This is a genomic window from Streptomyces sp. 135, from assembly GCF_020026305.1.
GTDB lineage: Bacteria > Actinomycetota > Actinomycetes > Streptomycetales > Streptomycetaceae > Streptomyces.
Genome location: NZ_CP075691.1, coordinates 7682842 through 7704715 on the forward strand (window position 1 = coordinate 7682842; position 21874 = coordinate 7704715).

The 21874-nt window shown below is 72.2% G+C and carries 2 protein-coding genes and 1 pseudogene; all 3 read left to right on the forward strand.

Annotated elements, in window-relative coordinates; genetic code table 11:
* Positions 1 to 378: 378 nt before the first annotated feature.
* On the forward strand, positions 379 to 13284 hold the full coding sequence (locus KKZ08_RS34450; RefSeq protein ID WP_223778157.1) for a non-ribosomal peptide synthetase: 12906 nt from the start codon (positions 379 to 381) through the stop codon (positions 13282 to 13284).
* Positions 13284 to 19778, forward strand: a complete 6495-nt coding sequence (locus KKZ08_RS34455) for a non-ribosomal peptide synthetase (RefSeq protein WP_223778158.1) — start codon at positions 13284 to 13286, stop codon at positions 19776 to 19778. The genes KKZ08_RS34450 and KKZ08_RS34455 overlap by 1 nt, the downstream gene beginning before the upstream one ends.
* Positions 19664 to 21865: pseudogene (locus KKZ08_RS34460) on the forward strand (condensation domain-containing protein); the annotation flags it as partial. The gene KKZ08_RS34455 and the pseudogene KKZ08_RS34460, both read left to right, overlap by 115 nt.
* Positions 21866 to 21874: the final 9 nt, after the last annotated feature.

The window sequence follows — 21874 nt, forward strand, 5'->3', positions numbered from 1 at the left end:
TGCGGCGCTGAATCGGGCATACGGGTGCCTCGCAGATAGTGGGATGGCCGGGAAATGATTCACGAAATTCTTCCGACGCGCGCGTTCGGATAGAGGCGGCAGTCACCGTCGCAGGGCGCGCACGCGTACGTCAAGCCGTCCGGACCAGCCCCGATCCCGCGTTCAACTGCCGTGCTCACGCAGTTGAACGCCCACCGGGAGCACATTGATCAGCGCTGGACCCTGAGTCATAGTGAGTCGCCGCGCCAGGCGCTGAAGAAAGTCCGAAATAAAAGGTCACAGCTTTTTGCAAGAGGAGCTGGGCGGTCATGCGCATGCCCCGGTTGAGGCGGCCCGTGCTGTTCCAGTCGATGAGTCGAACGATTGGAGAGCGCGGGAATGGCCAAGATCGAGGGTGAGCTCCGCGAATTGATGGGCGGACAGCTCGGTATCTGGTACGCACAGCAACTCGCCCCCCGCAACCGGGCCTTCTTCATCTCGGAGTACATCGAGATCCACGGCCCCGTGGACCACGAGCTCCTCGTGCGCGCCGCCGACCTGCGCGTGCGCGAGATCGAGACGCTGCGCCTGCGCGTGCGCACCGTCGACGGAACACCGATGCAGTACCTGCACGACGCCGCCGACTACCCCGTCCAGATCGTCGACGTCAGCGGCGAACCCGACCCGTCCGCCGCCGCCCGCGCCTGGATGGACGCCGACCTCGCGCGCCCCGCCGAACTCGACGGCGGCCCGCTGTTCGGCAACGCCCTCATCAAGGTGGCGGACGAGCTCCACTACTGGTACGTACGCCCGCACCACCTCGTCCTCGACGGCCAGGGCGGCGTCGTCATGGCCCGGCGTGCCGCCGAGATCTACACCGCGCTCCTGGAAGGCCGCGACCCCTCCGAGGGCGCCGCCGACCCCGTCTCCGTACTCCTCGACGCCGACCGCGCCTACCGCGAGTCCGAGCAGTTCGAGGAGGACCGGCGCTACTGGCGCGAGCTCCTCGCCGACCACCCCGCCGTCCACGGCGGCGACGCGTACAAGTCCCGCCGCGCCCAGCGCGCCCCCCTGCGCCACACCGACGGCATCGACACGGACGCCGTCGACGTCCTCAAGGCCGGCGCACGCCGCCTCGGTACCAGCTTCGCCGGCCTGATGATCGCGGCCGCCGCCCTTCACCAGCACCGGGTCACCGGCGAACGCGAGGTCACCGTCGGGCTGCCCGTGCGCGCCCGTTACGACAAGCGGACCCTCGGCGTGCCCGGTATGACCTCCAACATCCTGCCGCTCCGGCTCACCATCGGCCCGGACTCCACCGTCGAGGACGTCGTACGACGCACCTCCCGTGCGGTCCGCGACGGGCTGCGGCACCAGCAGTACCGCTACAAGGACATGCTGCACGACCTGAACATCGCCGACGGCGACCTGTGCGGGCTGCACATCAACGTCATGGCCTTCGACTACGACCTGCGCTTCGGCGACTGCCCCACCGTCACCCACAACCTGTCCACCGGCCCCGTCGACGACGTCCGCATCGACATCTATGACCGCGCGGGCATGCAGATCAACGTCGACGCGAACCCTGACCGCCATGACCTCACCGGCGCCGCCGACCTCTCCCGTCGCTATCTGAACGTCGCCCACTGGCTCGCGGACGCCGCACCCGACGACCTCGTCGCGTGCGCCGAACTCATGGACGAGGACGAGCGTCGTCGGGTGCTCGTCGAGTGGAACGACACCGATGCGGACGTGGTGCCTGCGACTCTTCCGGAGTTGTTCGAGGCGCAGGTGGCGCGGACGCCGGATGCGGTGGCGGTGGTCTTTGAGGGCGAGTCGGTTTCGTATGCGGAACTGGACTTCCGGGCCAACCAGTTGGCGCGGTTGCTGATGGCTCGGGGTGTGGGTGCCGAGTCGGTGGTGGGGGTGTGTCTGGAGCGTGGTGTCGAGTTGGTGGTGGCGCTGCTTGGTGTGGTGAAGGCGGGTGCGGCGTATCTGCCGGTGGATCCGGAGTATCCGGCGGAGCGGATCGCGTACGTCCTTGAGGCCGCCGGAGCCGCTTCGGTGGTCACGACCGGGGCGCTGGAGTCCCTGCTGCCCGCGGACGTCATGCGGGTGCACGTGGACGACCCGGAGCAGGCAGGCCTGGACGCCGGGCCCCTGGGCGTCGAGGTGCGGCCCGAGAACCCCGCGTATGTGATTTTTACGTCGGGGTCGACGGGGCGGCCGAAGGGTGTGGTGGTGCCGCATGCGGGGGTCGTGAATCGTCTTGTGTGGATGCAGGACCGGTATGGGCTGGATGCTGGTGATCGGGTGTTGCAGAAGACGCCGTTCGGTTTCGATGTGTCGGTGTGGGAGTTCTTCTGGCCGTTGCTGGAGGGTGCGGCGCTGGTGGTGGCGAGGCCGGGTGGGCATCGGGAGCCGGGTTATGTGGCTTCGCTGATCCGGGAGCAGGGTGTGACGACGGTGCATTTCGTGCCGTCGATGCTGGAGGTGTTCCTTGCCGAGGTGTCGGTGGGGGAGTGTGGTGGTTTGCGGCGGGTGTTCTGCTCGGGTGAGGCGTTGTCGGTGGCGGCGCAGGAGCGGTTCTTCGAGGTGTTTCCGGGGGTGGAGCTGCACAATTTGTATGGTCCGACCGAGGCGTCTGTGGATGTGACGGCGTGGCGGTGTGTGCCGGGTGCGTTGTCGGTGCCGATCGGTGCTCCGGTTGCGAATACTCGTGTGTTTGTTCTTGATGCGGGTCTTCAGCCGGTGCCGGTGGGTGTGGGGGGAGAGCTGTATCTGGCGGGTGTTCAGCTTGCTCGTGGGTATGTGGGGCGGCCGGGGCTGACCGCTGAGCGTTTCGTGGCGGATCCCTTCGCCGCGGGGCGGCGTATGTATCGCACGGGTGATGTGGTGCGGTGGGATGCGGGTGGGCAGCTGGAGTATCTCGGGCGTGCGGATGAGCAGGTCAAGATCCGTGGTTTTCGTATCGAGCCGGGTGAGGTGCGGGCGGTGGTGGCGGCGCACCCGCAGGTCGCTCAGGCCGCCGTGGTCGCCCGTGAGGACATGCCCGGGGACATCCACCTCGTCGCCTACGTCGTCCCCCGCGAGGAGTACGGCAGTCGGCTCCCTGAATCCGTCGTGCGGTTCGTGGCCGGGCGGCTCCCGGAGTACATGGTCCCCTCGGCGGTCGTGGTCCTGGACGCGCTGCCGCTGAACGTGAACGGCAAGCTGGACCGCAAGGCCCTGCCCGCCCCGGACTACGCCGGCCTCGCGGGCGCGGGGCGTGGCCCGGAGACTGTCCGCGAGGAGATCCTGTGCGCGGCGTTCGCCGAGGTCCTGGGTCTGGAGAACGTGGGCGTCGACGACGACTTCTTCCGGCTCGGCGGCCACTCCCTCCTCGCGGTGCGCCTCGTCGAAATCCTGCGCACCCAGAACGTCTCGGTATCCATGAGAGCCCTCTTCGACGCCCCCACACCGGCCGGCGTCGCACGCTCCATGGGCGCCGAGCGGGTCGTCGTCCCGGACAACCTGATCCCGGCCGGTGCCGCCGAGATCACGCCCGCGATGCTGCCGCTGGTCGACCTGACCGCCGACGAGGTGGCCGTCGTGGTGGCCTCCGTCGAGGGCGGGGCGGGCAACGTCAAGGACGTCTACCCGCTCGCCCCGCTCCAGGAAGGCCTGCTCTTCCACCACCTGCTCGCGGACGGCGGGAACGACGCCTACGTCATGCCGGCTGTCTTCGAGTTCGACGCCCGAGAGCGCGTCGACGCGTTCACCGACGCCCTTCAGCAGGTGGTCGACCGGCACGACATCTTCCGCACGTCCCTGGCCTGGGAGGGCCTGCGCGAGCCGGTCCAGGTCGTGTGGCGCCGCGCCGCGCTGCCCGTCGTGGACGTGACCCTGGACCAGGACGCCGCCGACCCGGTGGCCGACCTCGTCGCCACCGGGGGCGCCCGCATGGACCTGCGCCGGGCCCCGCTGCTCGACCTGCACGTCGCGGCCGAGCCGGGCAGTGGCCATTGGCTCGTGCTGCTGCGCATGCACCACACGGTCCGCGATCACACCGCGCTCCAGGTCGTCCTCGACGAGGTACGGGCGTTCCTGGCGGGCCGGGGCGACGAGCTGCCGGACCCGCTGCCCTTCCGCGACTTCGTCGCCCAGACCCGCTCCACCGTGGACCGCGCCGAACACGAGCGCTACTTCGCCGACCTCCTCGGCGACGTCACCGAGCCCACAGCCCCGTACGGAATGGCGGACGTACGCGGCGACGGCTCGGACGCCGTCCTCGAACCGCTCCCGCTGGAGCAGGAGCTGACCGTACGGCTCCGCACGGCCGCGCGCCGCGCGGGCGTCAGTACGGCGACCGTCCTGCACGTCGCCTGGGCCCGGGTCCTCGCCGCCGTCAGCGGCCGCGACGACGTCGTCTTCGGCACCGTCCTGCTCGGCCGCATGAACGCCGGCTCGGGCGCGGACCGCGTGCCCGGCCCGTTCATGAACATGCTGCCGGTGCGCACCCGCACCGCCGAAGTCGGCTCCCTCGCGGCGGTGTCAGCGATGCGTGGTCAGCTCGCCGAGCTCCTGGAGCACGAGCACGCGCCGCTGGCCGTCGCCCAGCGCGCCAGCGGGGTCACCGGTGACACCCCGCTGTTCACCTCCTTCCTCAACTACCGGCACAACGCCGGCCAGGACGCCGAGACGAGCTGGGACGCGGCGATGGAGGGGACGCGCCTGCTCTTCGCGCGCGAGCTCTCCAACTACCCGCTCGCGCTCCTCGTCGACGACAACGGGGACAAGATCGGTCTCTCCGTGGACGCGACCGCCCCCATCGACTCCGCCGCCGTGGCCGCGCTGGCCCGCACGGCCGTCGCGTCCCTCGTCGCCGCCCTGGAGTCCGCGCTGGACGGCGGGCCCGACCTGCCACTGAGCGCGATCCCGGTACTCGGGGGGGACGAGCGTCGTCGGGTGCTCGTCGAGTGGAACGACACCGATGCGGACGTGGTGCCTGCGACTCTTCCGGAGTTGTTCGAGGCGCAGGTGGCGCGGACGCCGGATGCGGTGGCGGTGGTCTTTGAGGGCGAGTCGGTTTCGTATGCGGAACTGGACTTCCGGGCCAACCAGTTGGCGCGGTTGCTGATGGCTCGGGGTGTGGGTGCCGAGTCGGTGGTGGGGGTGTGTCTGGAGCGTGGTGTCGAGTTGGTGGTGGCGCTGCTTGGTGTGGTGAAGGCGGGTGCGGCGTATCTGCCGGTGGATCCGGAGTATCCGGCGGAGCGGATCGCGTACGTCCTTGAGGCCGCCGGAGCCGCTTCGGTGGTGACCCTCGCCGGGCTGGTGGGGCTGCTGCCCGAGGGCACGGCCCGCGTGGTCCTGGACGAGGCCGACTTCACGGGCGTCCGGGGCGGGCGACTGCGCCCCGGCGAGCGCAGTTCGAAGCCACAGGATCCCGCGTATGTGATTTTTACGTCGGGGTCGACGGGGCGGCCGAAGGGTGTGGTGGTGCCGCATGCGGGGGTCGTGAATCGTCTTGTGTGGATGCAGGACCGGTATGGGCTGGATGCTGGTGATCGGGTGTTGCAGAAGACGCCGTTCGGTTTCGATGTGTCGGTGTGGGAGTTCTTCTGGCCGTTGCTGGAGGGTGCGGCGCTGGTGGTGGCGAGGCCGGGTGGGCATCGGGAGCCGGGTTATGTGGCTTCGCTGATCCGGGAGCAGGGTGTGACGACGGTGCATTTCGTGCCGTCGATGCTGGAGGTGTTCCTTGCCGAGGTGTCGGTGGGGGAGTGTGGTGGTTTGCGGCGGGTGTTCTGCTCGGGTGAGGCGTTGTCGGTGGCGGCGCAGGAGCGGTTCTTCGAGGTGTTTCCGGGGGTGGAGCTGCACAATTTGTATGGTCCGACCGAGGCGTCTGTGGATGTGACGGCGTGGCGGTGTGTGCCGGGTGCGTTGTCGGTGCCGATCGGTGCTCCGGTTGCGAATACTCGTGTGTTTGTTCTTGATGCGGGTCTTCAGCCGGTGCCGGTGGGTGTGGGGGGAGAGCTGTATCTGGCGGGTGTTCAGCTTGCTCGTGGGTATGTGGGGCGGCCGGGGCTGACCGCTGAGCGTTTCGTGGCGGATCCCTTCGCCGCGGGGCGGCGTATGTATCGCACGGGTGATGTGGTGCGGTGGGATGCGGGTGGGCAGCTGGAGTATCTCGGGCGTGCGGATGAGCAGGTCAAGATCCGTGGTTTTCGTATCGAGCCGGGTGAGGTGCGGGCGGTGGTGGCGGCGCACCCGCAGGTCGCTCAGGCCGCCGTGGTCGCCCGTGAGGACATGCCCGGGGACATCCACCTCGTCGCCTACGTCGTCCCGACCGGCCAGGCGGACGGGATGGACGAGAGGGAAGAGGGGGATGAACTGGCCGCAGCCGTACGCGAGTTCGCGGCCGGGCGGCTCCCGGAGTACATGGTCCCCTCGGCGGTCGTGGTCCTGGACGCGCTGCCGCTGAACGTGAACGGCAAGCTGGACCGCAAGGCCCTGCCCGCCCCGGACTACGCCGGCCTCGCGGGCGCGGGGCGTGGCCCGGAGACTGTCCGCGAGGAGATCCTGTGCGCGGCGTTCGCCGAGGTCCTGGGTCTGGAGAACGTGGGCGTCGACGACGACTTCTTCCGGCTCGGCGGCCACTCGCTGATGGCCGTACGCCTCGTCGAGATCCTGCGCGCCCAGAGTGTCTCCATCTCTGTGCGCACCCTGTTCGACCACCCGACCGTGGCCTCCCTCGCGGCGTCCGCCGGCGCGGAGCAGGTCGTCGTCCCGGACAACCTGATCCCGGCCGGTGCCGCCGAGATCACGCCCGCGATGCTGCCGCTGGTCGACCTGACCGCCGACGAGGTGGCCGTCGTGGTGGCCTCCGTCGAGGGCGGGGCGGCCAACGTCAAGGACGTCTACCCGCTCGCCCCGCTCCAGGAAGGCCTGCTCTTCCACCACCTGCTCGCGGACGGCGGCGAGGACGCCTACGTCATGCGCGCGGTCCTCGACTTCGACTCCCGGGACCGGGCGGACGCCTTCACCGACGCCCTCCAGCGTGTGGTGGACCGGCACGACATCTACCGGACCTCGTTCGTGTGGGAGGGCCAGCGCGAGCCCGTCCAGGTCGTATGGCGCCACGCCGCGCTGCCCGTCGAGGAGGTCGCCCTCGACCCGAAGGGCACCGACCCGGCCGCCGAGCTCGTCGAGGCCGGCGGCGCCTCCATGGACCTGGGCCGGGCCCCCCTCCTGGGCGCCCATGTCGCGGCCGACCCGGCCGGCGGCCGCTGGCTCGTGCTGCTGCGCATGCACCACACGGTCCGCGACCACACCGCGCTCCAGGTCGTCCTCGACGAGGTCGAGGCACTGCTGGCCGGGCGTGGCGACGAGCTTCCCGAGCCACTGCCGTTCCGCGACTTCGTCGCCCAGGTGCGCGGCGGAGCCGACCGGGCCGGGCACGAGCGCTACTTCGCCGACCTCCTCGGCGACGTCACCGAGCCGACAGCCCCGTACGGGATGGCGGACGTACGCGGCGACGGCGCGGACACGGTCCACGCGGTGGTGCCGTTCCCTGCCGAGTTGGACCGGCGTCTGCGGGCCGTCGCGCGCCGGGTCGGCACCAGTACGGCGACCGTCCTGCACGTCGCCTGGGCCCGGGTCCTCGCCGCCGTCAGCGGCCGGGAGGACGTCGTCTTCGGCACCGTCCTGTACGGCCGCCTGAACGCGGGCGCCGGGGCCGACCGGGTGGCGGGACCGTTCATGAACACCCTCCCCGTGCGGGTACGGACGGAGGAACCGGGCGCGCTCGCGGCGGTGTCAGCGATGCGTGGTCAGCTCGCCGAGCTCCTGGAGCACGAGCACGCGCCGCTGGTCGTCGCCCAGCGCGCCAGCGGGGTCACCGGCGACACCCCGCTGTTCACCTCCTTCCTCAACTACCGGCGCAACCCTGGCCGTGCCGTCGACGAGGGCATGGAAGGGGCGCGGCTTCTGTCTGTGCGCGAGCGCACCAACTACCCGCTGGTCGTACTGCTCGATGACTACGGCGACCGCACCGAGGTCGCCGTCGACTCCGTCGCGCCCATCGACTCCCACGCGGTCGGCGTCCTCGTACGCACCGCCGCCGGAAACCTGGTATCCGCCCTGGAGTCCGCGCTCGACGGCGGCCCGGACGTCCCGCTCGGCGCCGTCGAGGTGCTGGCCGATGACGAGCGCCACCGGGTGCTGGCCGGCTGGAACGACACGGCGTCCGATGTCTCGGCAGAGCTGGTGCACGAGTTGTTCGAGGCGAGGGCGGCTGTGGCACCCGACGCGTCGGCGATCGTCTCGGACGGCTCCGGGACGTCGTACGGGGAGTTGGATGCGCGGGCGAACCGGATCGCGCATTACCTGATCGGCCAGGGGGTGGGTGCGGAGTCGGTGGTGGGTCTGTGCCTGCCGCGTGGCACCGACATGATCGCGGCGATCTTGGGTGTGTGGAAGGCGGGCGCGGCTTATCTGCCGATCGATCCTGTGCAGCCGACGGACCGGATCGCGTTCATGCTGCGTGACAGTCGTGCGGCGTTGGCGCTGACGACGGAGGAGATCCTGGACGAGCTGCCGGCGGGCCGTTCGCGTCTGGTGGCGATCGATGACACGTTTGTGGAGATGCAGCTTGCGGCGGCTTCAACGGAGCGTCCTGGCAGGGATGTTGACGGGCGGTCGCTCGCGTATGTGATCTATACGTCGGGTTCGACCGGTCAACCCAAGGGTGTGGCCGTGACGCACGGCGGAGTCGCGAACTATGTGGCCTCTGTTCCCGGACGGGTCGGTTTCGGTGGCCAGGGTGCGCGGTTCGCGCTGCTCCAGGCGCAGGCGACGGACCTGGGCAACACGGTGGTCTTCACCAGCCTCGCGTCCGGCGGTGAGCTGCACATCCTGGACGAGGGCGCGGTCACCGACCCGCAGGCGGTGTCCGCGTACCTGGCCGAGCACCGGATCGACCACTTCAAGGCCGTCCCTTCCCACCTGGCCGCGCTGTCCACGGCCGGTGGCGTGGAAGGCGTCCTGCCGAAGAAATCCCTGGTCCTGGGTGGTGAGGCCGCCTCCCCGGCCTGGCTGCGGGAGCTGCTCGCCGCTGCCGGTGAGCGCGAGGTGCACAACCATTACGGGCCGACCGAGACGACGATCGGTGTCGCGACTACGCGTCTGACCGTCGACATGGTCGCCGGGGAGAGGGTTCCGGTCGGCAGCCCGATGGTCAACACCCGCTTCTATGTCCTGGACGAGCGGCTCAGGCCGGTCGCGCAGGGCGTCGTCGGCGAGTTGTACGTCTCCGGTGCGCAGCTGGCGCGCGGTTACGTCGGGCGCGAGAGCCTGACGGCCGAGCGGTTCACGGCGAACCCCTTCGAGCCGGGCGGGCGGATGTACCGGACCGGTGACCGGGCCAAGTGGACGGCGGACGGCCAGGTGGTCTTCCTCGGTCGCGCCGACGACCAGGTCAAGATCCGTGGCTTCCGCATCGAGCCCGGCGAGGTCCAGGGTGTCCTGACCGGCCACCCGCTGGTCGACCAGGCCGCCGTGATCGCCCGCGAAGACAACCCTGGCGACCGGCGGCTCGTCGCCTACGTCGTCCTGCACGACCGGACCGAGGCAAGCGCCGAACTCACCCAGTCCGTCCGGCACTTCGCGGTTCAGCGGCTGCCGGAGCACATGGTGCCGTCGGCGGTCGTCGTCCTGGACGCGCTGCCGCTGACCGGCAACGGCAAGCTGGACCGCAAGGCCCTGCCCGCCCCCGACTTCGCGGCGGCAGCGGGGGCGGGCCGGGCACCGGCCGACGTGCGCGAGGAGATCCTCTGCGCCGCCTTCGCCGAGGTCCTGGACCTGGAGAGCGTCGGCGTCGATGACGACTTCTTCGAGCTGGGCGGTCACTCCCTGGTGGCCGTGCGCCTGATCGAGATACTGCGGGGGCGCGGCGTGTCCGTCTCCGTGCGTGCCCTGTTCGACCACCCGACCGTGGCCTCCCTCGCGGCGTCCGCCGGCGCGGAGCAGGTCGTCGTCCCGGACAACCTGATCCCGGCCGGTGCCACCGAGATCACGCCCGCGATGCTGCCGCTGGTCGACCTGACCGCCGACGAGGTGGCCGTCGTGGTGGCCTCCGTCGAGGGCGGGGCGGGCAACGTCAAGGACGTCTACCCGCTCGCCCCGCTCCAGGAAGGCCTGCTCTTCCACCACCTGCTCGCGGACGGCGGCGACGACGCGTACGTCATGCCGGCGGTCCTGGAGTTCGACTCGCGGGCCCGGCTCGACGCCTTCACCGACGCGCTGCGGCGCGTGGTGGAGCGGCACGACATCTACCGGACCTCCTATGTGTGGGAGGGGCTGCGCGAGCCCGTGCAGGTGGTGTGGCGCGAGGCGCCCCTGCCCGTCACGGAGGTCGTCCTGGACCCGCGCGGCACCGACCCGGTCGCCGAGCTCGTCGCCGCCGGTGGCGCCCGCATGGACCTGCGCCGGGGCCCGCTGCTCGACCTGCACGTCGCGGCCGTACCCGCGGGGACCGAACCCGAGCACTGGATCGCGCTCCTCCGCGCCCACCACATGGTCCGCGACGGCACCGCCCTGGAAGTGCTCCTGGACGAGGTGACCGCGTTCCTCGACGGGCGCGGCGACCAACTGCCCGAACCGCTGCCGTTCCGCACCTTCGTCGCCCAGGCGCGCGGCGGCGTCCCCCGCGCCGAGCACGAGCGGTACTTCGCCGAGCTGCTGGGCGACGTCACCGAGCCCACAGCACCCTTCGGCCTGGTGGACGTGCGCGGCGACGGCGCCTCGCTGGCCCGGGCCCGCGTCGCGGCCGGCCCCGAACTGGCAGGGCGGCTGCGAGAGGTGGCGCGGCGCGCGGGCGTCAGCGCGGCGACCGTGCTGCACGTGGCCTGGGCGCGGGTCCTGGCCGCGGTCAGCGGCCGGCAGGACGTGGTGTTCGGCACGGTCCTGTTCGGCCGCATGAACGCGGGCGCCGGGGCCGACCGGGTGCCGGGTCCGTTCATCAACACCCTTCCCGTACGCGTCCCCACGGCCCGGACCGGCGCGCTCGGGGCGATCACCGCCATGCGCGGCCAGCTCGCCCGGCTCCTGGAACACGAGCACGCGCCGCTGGTCGTGGCGCAGCGGGCGGCCGGACTGGAAGGCGATGCCCCCTTGTTCACCGCCTGCCTCAACTACCGGCGCAGCGTCGGCGAGGACCTGGACGAGCGCTGGAACGCGTCCCTGCCGGGCACTCGGCTGCTGTTCACCCGCGAGCGCACCAACTACCCGCTCGCCCTGCTCGTCGACGACGACGGCGACGGCCTGGAGCTGATCGTCGACTCCGTCGCCCCGATCGACCCGGAGACGGTGGCCGTCCTGGCACGCACCGCCGTCGAGGAACTGGTGAGCGCCGCCGAGCAGGCCCTCGACGGCGCGGCCGACCCGCCGCTGAGCACGGTCGGCGTGCTGGCCGACGACGAGCGCCACCGGGTGCTCGCCGAGTGGAACGACACGGCCGCCGACGTGCCACCCGTGACAGTGCCCGAGCTGTTCGCCGCCCGGGTCCGCCAGTGTCCGGACGCCGTCGCCGTCGCCTCCGACGGCGCGGAGCTGACGTACGCGGAGCTGGACGCGCGGGCCAACCGGCTCGCACGATTCCTGACCGGCCGGGGCGTCGGCCCGGAGTCGGTGGTCGCGGTGGTGCGCGAGCGCGGCATCGACCTGATCGTCACCCTGCTCGGTGTCCTCAAGGCGGGCGGCGCCTATCTGCCGGTCGACCCGGAGTACCCGGCGGAGCGCATCGCGTTCATGCTCGAGGAGTCGGGTGCGACGACGGTCCTCGCGTCGGCGCTGTGCGCGCCCGTCGTGCCGGGCGGCACCGCGGCACCGGTCCTCGTCCTCGACGAGCCGCCGCTGGCGACGGAGATCGAGGCGTACGACGGGGGAGTCCTCAGCGACGAGGAGCGGAGCGCACGGCTGCGGCCCGCCCACCCCGCGTACATGATCTTCACCTCGGGTTCGACAGGCCGGCCCAAGGGGGTGGTCGTCACCCACACCGGCGTCGCCAGCCTGGTGACCGCACAGATCGAGCGGTTCGAGGTCGGCGCCGACAGTCGGGTCCTCCAGTTCGCCTCGCCGGGCTTCGACGCGGCGACCTGGGAGCTGGTCATGGCGCTGTGCTCGGGTGCTCGCCTGGTGGTGGCACCCGCCGAGACGCTGCTGCCGGGCGGCGGGCTCGCCGAACTCGTGGCACGCCACGGGGTCACCCACGCCACGCTGCCGCCCGCCGTCCTGTCCGTGCTGGAACCCGAGGACCTCGCCCCGGTCACCACCCTGGTGTCGGCCGGTGAGGCGCTCGGCGGCGAACTGGTCGCCCGCTTCTCGCCCGGCCGACGCTTCGTCAACGCGTACGGCCCGACCGAGACGACCGTGTGCGCGACCATGTCGGACACGCTCGCCGAGGACGACGACCGGCCCGGCATCGGCACGCCGATCACCAACTCGCGGGTGTACGTGCTCGACGAGGGCCTCAACCCCGTCCCGGCCGGTGTCGACGGCGAGCTGTACGTCGCGGGCGCCGGGCTCGCCCGCGCCTACGTGGGCCGCCCGGCTCTGACCGCCGAGCGGTTCGTGGCCTCGCCCTTCGACGGGGCGGGCGAGCGGCTCTACCGCACGGGCGACCGGGTGCGCTGGACGGCCGACGGCCGGCTGGAGTTCGCCAGCCGCGTCGACGACCAGGTGAAGATCCGCGGCTTCCGCGTCGAACCGGGCGAGGTCCGGGCCGTCCTGGCCGCCCACCCCGGCGTCACGCAGGCCGCCGTCGTCGTCCGCGAGGACGGCGCGGGCGGCAGACGCCTGATCGGCTACGTGGTGCCCGCCGCATCCGTGGGGGAAGAACTGGTCCCGGACGTACGGCGGTTCGCCGAGGCGCGGCTGCCCGAGTACATGGTGCCGTCCTCCCTCGTCGTCCTCGACGCCCTCCCGCTGACGGCCAACGGCAAGGTGGACCACGGAGCCCTGCCCGCCGCGGGACCTGCCGCGCGCACCGGCCGGGCGCCCACCACCGCGCGGGAGAAAGCTTTGTGCGTGGCGTTCGCCGAGGTGCTCGGCCTGCCCGACGTGGGCGTCGACGACGACTTCTTCGCCCTCGGCGGGCACTCCCTGCTCGCCGCCCGCCTCACGAGCCGTCTGCGGACGGTGCTCGGGGTCGAGGTGTCCCTGCGGGTGCTTTTCCGAGCGCGGACGGTGTCCGGGCTCGTACGTCAGCTTGGAAATGTGAGCTCTGCTAGGCCCGCGCTGCGGCCGATGCGTAACCAGGAGGAGTCCTGATGATTCCGTTGTCATACGCGCAGCGTCGGCTGTGGTTCATCTCCCAGTTGGAGGGACCGGGCGCGGCCTACAACATCCGCGTCGCACAGCGCCTGACCGGCGCGGTCGACCCGGCAACACTCGACGCCGCCCTGCGGGACGTCATCGGCCGCCACGAGATCCTGCGCACCGTGTACGGAGTCGCGGCGGGCGAGCCCTACCAGCGCGTCCTGAAGGCCACCGACCTGGCCTGGCACCTCACGGCCGCCGACATCGCCCCGGCCGACCTGGACAGGAAGATCGCCGCCGCTGTCGGGTACGCCTTCGACCTCACGGCCGAGATACCCGTCAAGGCCTGGCTGTTCACCACGGCACCCGACGAGCACGTGCTCGTCATGGTCGTCCACCACATCGCGGGCGACGGCTGGTCCATGGGCCCGCTCGCCCGCGACCTGTCCACCGCCTACGCCTCCCGCACCCGGGGCACGCCCCCGGCCTGGGAGCCGCTGGCCGTGCAGTACGCGGACTACACGCTGTGGCAGCGCGAACTCCTCGGCGACGAGAGCGACCCCGACAGCCTGTTCTCCCGGCAGACCGCGCACTGGCGCGAGGCGCTCGCCGACGTGCCGGAGGAACTGGAGCTGCCGTACGACCGGACGCGCCCGGCCGTCCTCGGCCACGCCAGCCACACCATCCCCTTCGAGGTGCCCGCCGCGGTCCACGCGCGCCTCGCCGAGGTCGCGCTCACCGAGGGCGTCACGCTGTTCACCGTGCTCCAGGCAGCCCTCGCCGTGACCCTGTCCCGACTCGGCGCGGGCACCGACATCCCGATCGGCTCCGTCAACGCGGGCCGCGGCGACGAGGCCCTCGACGACCTGGTGGGCTTTTTCGTCAGCACCCTCGTGGTGCGCACCGACCTGTCGGGCGACCCGACGTTCCGGGAACTCCTCGCCCGCGTCCAGGAAGCGAGCCTGGCGGCCTTCGAGCACCAGGACGTCCCCTTCGAGAAGCTGGTCGAGGAGCTCGCCCCGACCCGCTCCCTGGCCCGCCACCCGCTGTTCCAGGTCATGCTGATGCTCCAGAACACCGGCGACGCGGCGCTCCGACTGCCGGGCGTCCACGCCGAACCGGTGCCCACCGGCGACTCCGCCGCCAAGTTCGACCTGGAGGTCGGCGTCGGCGAGACGTTCCACGAGAACGGTGCCCCGGCCGGGCTGCGGGGCTCCGTCATCGCGGCCGCCGACCTGTTCGACGCCGACTCCGTACGGGCGATCGCCGACCGGCTCGCCCGCGTCGTCGAGGCCCTCGCCGACGACCCCGCCACCCGCGTCGGCGACGTACGACTCCTGGACGACGCCGAGCTGCACCAGGCGCTCCACGGGTGGAACGACACCGACACGGAGGTACCGGCCGCCACACTGCCGGACCTCTTCGAGGCCCAGGTGGCCCGCACCCCCGACGCGATCGCCCTCGTCGACGGCCAGGACCCGTACACGTATGCCCGGCTCGCGGCCCGCGCGAACCAGCTGGCGCACCTGCTCGCCGAGCGGGGCGTCGGCCCCGAGTCGATCGTCGCCGTGGTGATGGAGCGGGGAGCGGACCTGGTCGCCGCGCTGCTCGCCGTGCTCAAGGCCGGCGGCGCCTACCTGCCCGTCGACCCGGAGTACCCCCAGGAGCGCATCGCGTACATGCTCGCCGACGCGCGCCCGGTCTGCGTGCTGACCGACCTCACCTGTGCCTCCGTGATACCCGACACCGAAACAGTCCTCGTCCTCGACGGAGGGCGCACCCCGTGCGACACGGCCACCCCGCCCGGCCGGGCGACCCTGCTGCCGCAGCACCCCGCGTACGTCATCCACACCTCCGGCTCGACCGGCCGCCCCAAGGGCGTCGTCGTCAGCCACCAGGCCCTCGTCAACCACCTGCACGCGGTCGCCGAGCGCGTCCCGCTGGGCGCGGGGGACAGGCTGGTCGCCGTCACCACGGTCTCCTTCGACATCGCGGCCCTGGAACTGTTCCTGCCGCTCGTGAGCGGAGCCACCGTCGTCCTCGCCGACCGCGACACCGTCCGTGACCCCCACGCCCTCCTCGACCTGGTCCGCACCAGCGCCGCGACCGCCCTGCAGGCCGTGCCCTCCCTGTGGCGCGCGCTCCTGGACGCCGGCGACTGGCCCGCCTCCGTGCGCGCCCTCGTCGGCGGAGAGGCCCTGCCCCGGGAACTGGCCGCCGAGCTGCATGCCCTCGGCGCCCGCGCCGTGAACCTGTACGGGCCCACCGAAGCCACCATCTGGGCCACCTCCGCCGAAGTCACCGACGGTACCGTCCTCATCGGCCGGCCCTTCGCCAACACCCGCGCCTACGTCCTCGACGACCGGCTGCGACCCGTGGCCCCCGGTGCCACGGGAGAGCTCTACCTGGCGGGCGCCCAGCTGGCCCGCGGCTACCTGGGCCGCGCGGCCCTGACCGCCGAACGGTTCGTCGCCTCCCCCTTCGTCCCCGGCGAGCGGCTCTACCGCACCGGCGACGTCGCCCGCAGCCGCCCCGGCGGCGCCCTGGAATGCCTGGGCCGCACCGACGGCCAGGTCAAGATCCGCGGCTTCCGCATCGAGCCGGGTGAGATCGAGGCCGTTCTCGAACGCCATGCCCGGGTCGCCCGCGCCGCGGTCGTCGTCCGCGAGGACACTCCGGGCGACGCCCGGCTCGTCGCCTACACCACGCCCGCGAACGGAGAGCGGGGAGAAGCCGATGCCGCGGAGCTACGAGCTCACGTGGGCGCCAGCCTGCCGGGTCACATGGTGCCGTCCGCGGTGCTGGTGCTGGACGCGCTGCCGCTGACCGCCAACGGAAAACTCGACCGCAAGGCCCTGCCCGCGCCCGACTACGCGAGCGGGGCGGGCCGCGGGCCGGCCGACTTGCGCGAAGAGCTGCTGTGCGGCGTCTTCGCCCACGTCCTCGGCCTGGAGAGCGTCGGCGTCGACGACGACTTCTTCGCCCTGGGCGGCCACTCGCTGCTCGCCGTCGAACTCGTGCGCCGGGTCCGGGCCGTCCTGGGCGCCGACATACCCGTACGCGCCCTGTTCCAGACCCCGACCCCGGCCGGCCTCGCCGCCTCGGCGCACGCCGTCCGGCTCGCCGTCCCGCCCAACCCGATCCCCGCCGACGCGACCGCGATCACCCCCGGCATGCTGCCGCTCGTCGATCTGACCACCGCCGAGATCGCCACGATCGCCGCGACCGTCGACGGCGGGGCGCCGAACATCGCCGACATCTACCCGCTCGCCCCCCTCCAGGAGGGCCTGCTCTTCCACCACTTGCTCGCCGACGGCGGCCAGGACGCCTACGTGCAGCCCACCGTCCTCGCCTTCGACACGCGCGAGCGGCTGGAGGCGTTCACCGACGCCCTGCGCCGCGTCATGGAGCGCCACGACATCCTGCGCACCTCCCTCGTGTGGGAAGGCCTGCGCGAGCCGGTCCAGGTCGTGTGGCGCGACGCCCCCCTGCCCGTCACCGAGATCACCCTCGACGAGGACGGCGACCCCGCCGAGCAGCTTCTCGCCCTCGGCGACGCCCCCATGGACCTGACCCGGGCCCCGCTGCTCACCCTGCGCATCGCGGCGGACCCCGCCGGCGGCCGGTGGCTCGCCCTGGTCCGGGCCCACCACACGGTGCAGGACCACACCGCCCTCGCGGTCGTCCTCGACGAAGTGCGGGCGTTCCTCGACGGGCGCGGCGCCGAACTGCCCGAGCCCGCGCGCTTCCGCGACTTCGTGGCCCGGTCCCGCGCGAGCCTCCACGGCGCCGATCACGAAACGTACTTCACCGAACTGCTCGGCGACGTCACCGAACCCACCGCGCCCTACGGCCTGGTGGACACACGCGGCGACGGCGCCCGGTCGTCCCGGGCCCGGCTCCCCTTCGCACCCGCGCTCACCCGACGCCTGCGCGACGTCTCCCGCCGCCTCGGCGCGAGCCCCGCCACCGTCCTGCACCTCGCCTGGGCGCGTGTCCTCGCCGCCGTCAGCGGCCGCGACGACGTGGTCTTCGGCACCGTGCTGTCCGGCCGCATGAGCGCCGCCACCGGCGACGGGCAGGCCCCCGGCCCGTACATCAACATGCTGCCCGTGCGCGTGCGCACCGGCGAACTCGACACCCGCGCCGCCCTGTCCGCGCTCCGCGAGCAGCTCGCCGGCCTCATCGAACACGAGCACGCGCCGCTCGCCACCGCGCAGAGGGCCGCCGACGTCACCGGCGACACACCCCTGTTCACCTCCCTGTTCAACTACCGGCGCGGCGCCACCGGAGGCCGGCAGCTCGACGGCATCCGCGTCCTCCTCGCCCAGGAGCGCTCGAACTACCCCCTCGCCGTCTCCGTCGACGACGACGGCGAGGAGCTCACGCTCGCCGTGGACGCGCGCGACCCCGTCGACCCGCACGAGGTCGGCTCCCTGCTGTGCACCGCCCTCGCCCGGCTCCTCGACGCCCTCACCGAGGACACCGCCCGGCCGCTCGCCGCGATCGACGTCCTGGACGAGGACCGGCGCCACCAGCTCCTCACCGCATGGAACGACACCGCCACCGAGGTGCCGCCCGCCACCGTCCCCGAACTGTTCGAGGCCCAGGCCGCGCACACCCCCGACGCGGTCGCCGTCGCCGCCGCCGCCGACGGCCACTCCCTCACCTTCGCCGAACTCGACGCGCGCGCCAACCAGGTGGCGCGCCTGCTCGTCAAGCGGGGAGTCGGACCCGAGTCCGTCGTCGGCGTGTGCCTGGAACGCGGCGCCGAACCGGTCGTCGCCCTCCTCGCCGTGCTCAAGGCAGGCGGCACCCACCTGCCCCTCGACCCCGGCTACCCGGCCGACCGCATCGCGTACACGGTCGAGGACGCGGCCCCCGCCGTCATCCTCGCCACCGCCGCCACGGCCGGCGCCCTGCCGGACGGCGACGCCCCCGTGCTCGTCCTGGACGAGGCGGCCCTCGACGGCGTCGGCGAAGGCCCCCTCGGCGTCGCGATCCGTCCCGACCACTGCGCGTACGTCATCTACACCTCGGGCTCGACCGGCCGCCCCAAGGGCGTCGCCGTGCCCCACGAGGGCCTCGCCAACCTCGCCGCCTTCCAACGCGCCGGCGTCATCACGCGCTCCGGACCGCGCATGCGCGTCGCCCTGACGTACTCCCTGTCCTTCGACGCCTCCTGGGAGCCGCTCCTGTGGATGGTCGCGGGCCACGAACTGCACATCGTCCCCGAGGACGTGCGCCGCGACACCACAGCCCTGGCCCGCTACGTCGACACCGCCCGCATCGACCTGATGGCCGTCACCCCCGTCCAGGCCGAACAGCTCCTCGACGAAGGCCTCCTCGGTGCCCGCGTGCACCGGCCCCGCGCGCTGCTCCTCGGCGGTGACGCCGTCGGCAGCGACCTGTGGCAGCGACTGCGGGCCGCCGAAGGAACGCTCGGCCTCAACTTCTATGGCCCGACCGAGGCCACCGTGCACGTCCTGTACCACGACACCGAGCAGAGCGGCCGCCCGCTGATCGGCCGCCCCCTGCCCAACACGCGCGCCTACGTCCTCGATGCCTCGCTCAGGCCCGTCCCGGTGGGCGTCGCCGGCGAACTGTACGTGTCGGGCGCGGGCCTCGCCCGCGGCTACGTGCGACGCGCGGACCTGACCGCCGAACGCTTCGTCGCCTCCCCCTTCGACCCGGGGCGGCGGATGTATCGCACCGGCGACCTGGTGCGCCAGGATGCCGAGGGCCGTGTCGAGTATCTGGGCCGCGCCGACGACCAGGTCAAGATCCGCGGTTACCGCATCGAGCCCGGCGAGGTCGAGACCGCCGCCGCCGCGCACCCCGACGTCGCCCACGTGGCGGTCGTCGCCCGCGAGGACACCCCGGGAGACCGGCGACTGGTCGCCTACGTCGTGCCGTCCGCCATCGCGCCCGACGCCGACATCACCGCGTCCGTGAGGGAGTTCCTCGCCGCTCGACTGCCCGAACACATGGTGCCCGCCGCCGTCGTCGCCCTGGACGCCCTGCCCCAGTCCGTCAACGGCAAGCTCGACCGCGCCGTCCTGCCCGCACCTGTGCACACGGCCGACGCGGACCGCGGCCCCGCCACGCTCCACGAGGAGCTGCTGTGCGGAGTGTTCGCCCAGACCCTCGGTGTACCCGCGGTGGGCGTCGACGACGACTTCTTCGCCCTCGGCGGCCACTCTCTGCTCGCCACCCGGCTGATCAGCCGCGTACGCGCCGTCCTCGGCGTCGAGGTGCCGCTGCGGACCCTCTTCGAGGCGCCCACCGCCGCCGCGCTCGCGGCCCGCCTCGGCAGCGCCACCGCCTCGCGCACCGCGCTCGCCCCGCCGCGCGCCCTTCGCGCGTCCCGCTCTCCTACGCTCAGCGCCGCCTGTGGTTCGTCGGCCAGCTCGACGGCCCCGGCGCCACCTACACCATCCCGGTCGCCGTGCGGCTCACGGGTCCGCTCGACCGGGACGCGCTCGACGCGGCCCTGCGCGACGTGATCGGGCGGCACGAGGTGCTGCGGACCGTCTTCGAGGCCGCCGACGGGGAGCCGTACCAGCGGATCCTGGGCCCGGCCGACCTGGACCGGGCGCTGACGGTGGTCGACGTGCCCCCGCACGACCTGGACCGCGCGGTCGTCGAAGCCCTCGGCCGGCCCTTCGATCTCTCGGCCGAAGTCCCCCTCCGGGCCACGCTGTTCGGGACCGGTACCGACGAGCACGTCCTCGTCCTCGCCCTCCACCACATCGCGGGCGACGGCTGGTCGATGGAGCCGCTGGCGCGCGACCTGTCCGTCGCTTACACGGCCCGGCGACAGGGTGAGGTCCCCGCATGGGAGCCACTGCCCGTCCAGTACGCGGACTACGCGCTGTGGCAGCGGGCCCTCCTGGGCGAGGAGCACGACGCCGACAGCATGATCTCCCGGCAGGTCGCCCACTGGAGCGCCGCGCTGGAGGGCGCACCGGAGGAGTTGGAGCTGCCGACCGACCGCGGGCGCCCCGCCGTCCCCTCGCACCGGGGGCACACCATCCCCCTGGCCGTCCCGGCACACGTACACGCCCGCCTCGCCGAGGTGGCGCGCGCCGAGGGCGTGACACCGTTCATGGTCCTGCAGGCCGCGCTGGCGATGCTCCTTTCGAAGCTGGGCGCGGGCACGGACATCCCGATCGGCGCCGCGAACGCCGGCCGCACGGACGAGGCCCTGGACGACCTGGTCGGCTTCTTCATCAACACCCTCGTCATACGCACCGACCTGAGCGGCGACCCGACCTTCAGGGACGTGCTCAGCCGCGTACGCGAGACGAGTCTGTCGGCGTTCACGCACCAGGACGTGCCGTTCGAGAAACTCGTGGAGGAGCTCGCGCCGACGCGTTCGCTGGCGCGGCATCCGCTGTTCCAGGTCATGCTGAAGGTGCAGAACACCGGCGAGGCCGTCCTCGACCTGCCGGGTGTGCGCGCCGCCGGGTACCCGGCAGGTGCCTCGACCGCCAAGTTCGATCTGGACGCGTCGGTGTCGGAGGTCTTCGACGAGACCGGCGCCCCGGCGGGCCTGCGCGGTTCGGTGGTGGCCGCCGCGGATCTGTTCGACGAGGAGACCGCCGACCGGCTCGTGGCCCGCTGGGTGCGGGCCCTGGAGCGGTTGACCGCGGATCCGGAGCTGTCGCTGAGCGCGCTGGATGTTCTGGACGAGCGTGAGCGGTCGCTCTCCACGGGGTGGCAGGACATGGCTGTCCCGGTGGTGGCGGGTTCGCTGCCGGAGCTGTTCGCGGTGCAGGTGGCTCGTCGGCCGGACGCGGTCGCCGTGGTCGCGGGTGAGGTGTCGCTCTCGTATGCGGAGCTGGACGCGCGGGCGAACCGTCTGGCCCGTCATCTTCAGGCGCAGGGTGTGGGTCCTGAGTCGTTGGTGGGGGTGTGTCTGGAGCGGGGGGCGGATCTGGTCGTCGCGCTGCTTGCGGTGCTCAAGTCCGGTGGCGCGTATGTGCCGGTGGACCCGGAGTACCCGCTGGAGCGGATCGCGTACATGATCGGCGACGCCGAGCCCGCGGTGGTGCTCGCCTCTGCCGGGACGGCTGATGTGCTCCCCGTGGCGGACGTGGCCGTGGTCCTGCTGGATGACGTGGAGACGGTTTCGGCGTTGGCGGTGTTGGACGGTGGTCCGCTGGGTGTGGTGGTGCGGTCTGAGTCTCCGGCGTATGTGATCTATACGTCGGGTTCGACGGGTCGGCCGAAGGGTGTGGTGGTCACTCATCGGGGTGCGGTGAGCTTGTGTGAGGGTCATGGCCGGTGGGTGTTCGCGGCGGATGGTGAGGTGTTGCGGGTCGCGTTGACGACCTCGGTGTCGTTCGACGCGTCGTGGAATCAGCTGGCGGCTGTGTTCACGGGTCATGAGCTGCATGTGGTGGACGGGGAGACGTGGCTGGACGCGGGGCGTCTGGTGGCGTGGATGCGTGCGTCGCGGATCGATTTCGCGGAGGTCACTCCTTCTTATCTTCAGATTCTGGTGGAGGAGGGTCTGTTCGGGGGGTCTGGGGGTCCGTCGCGTATTGGTGTGGGTGGTGAGGCGGTCCCGGCCGGTCTGTGGGAGCGGCTGCGGTCG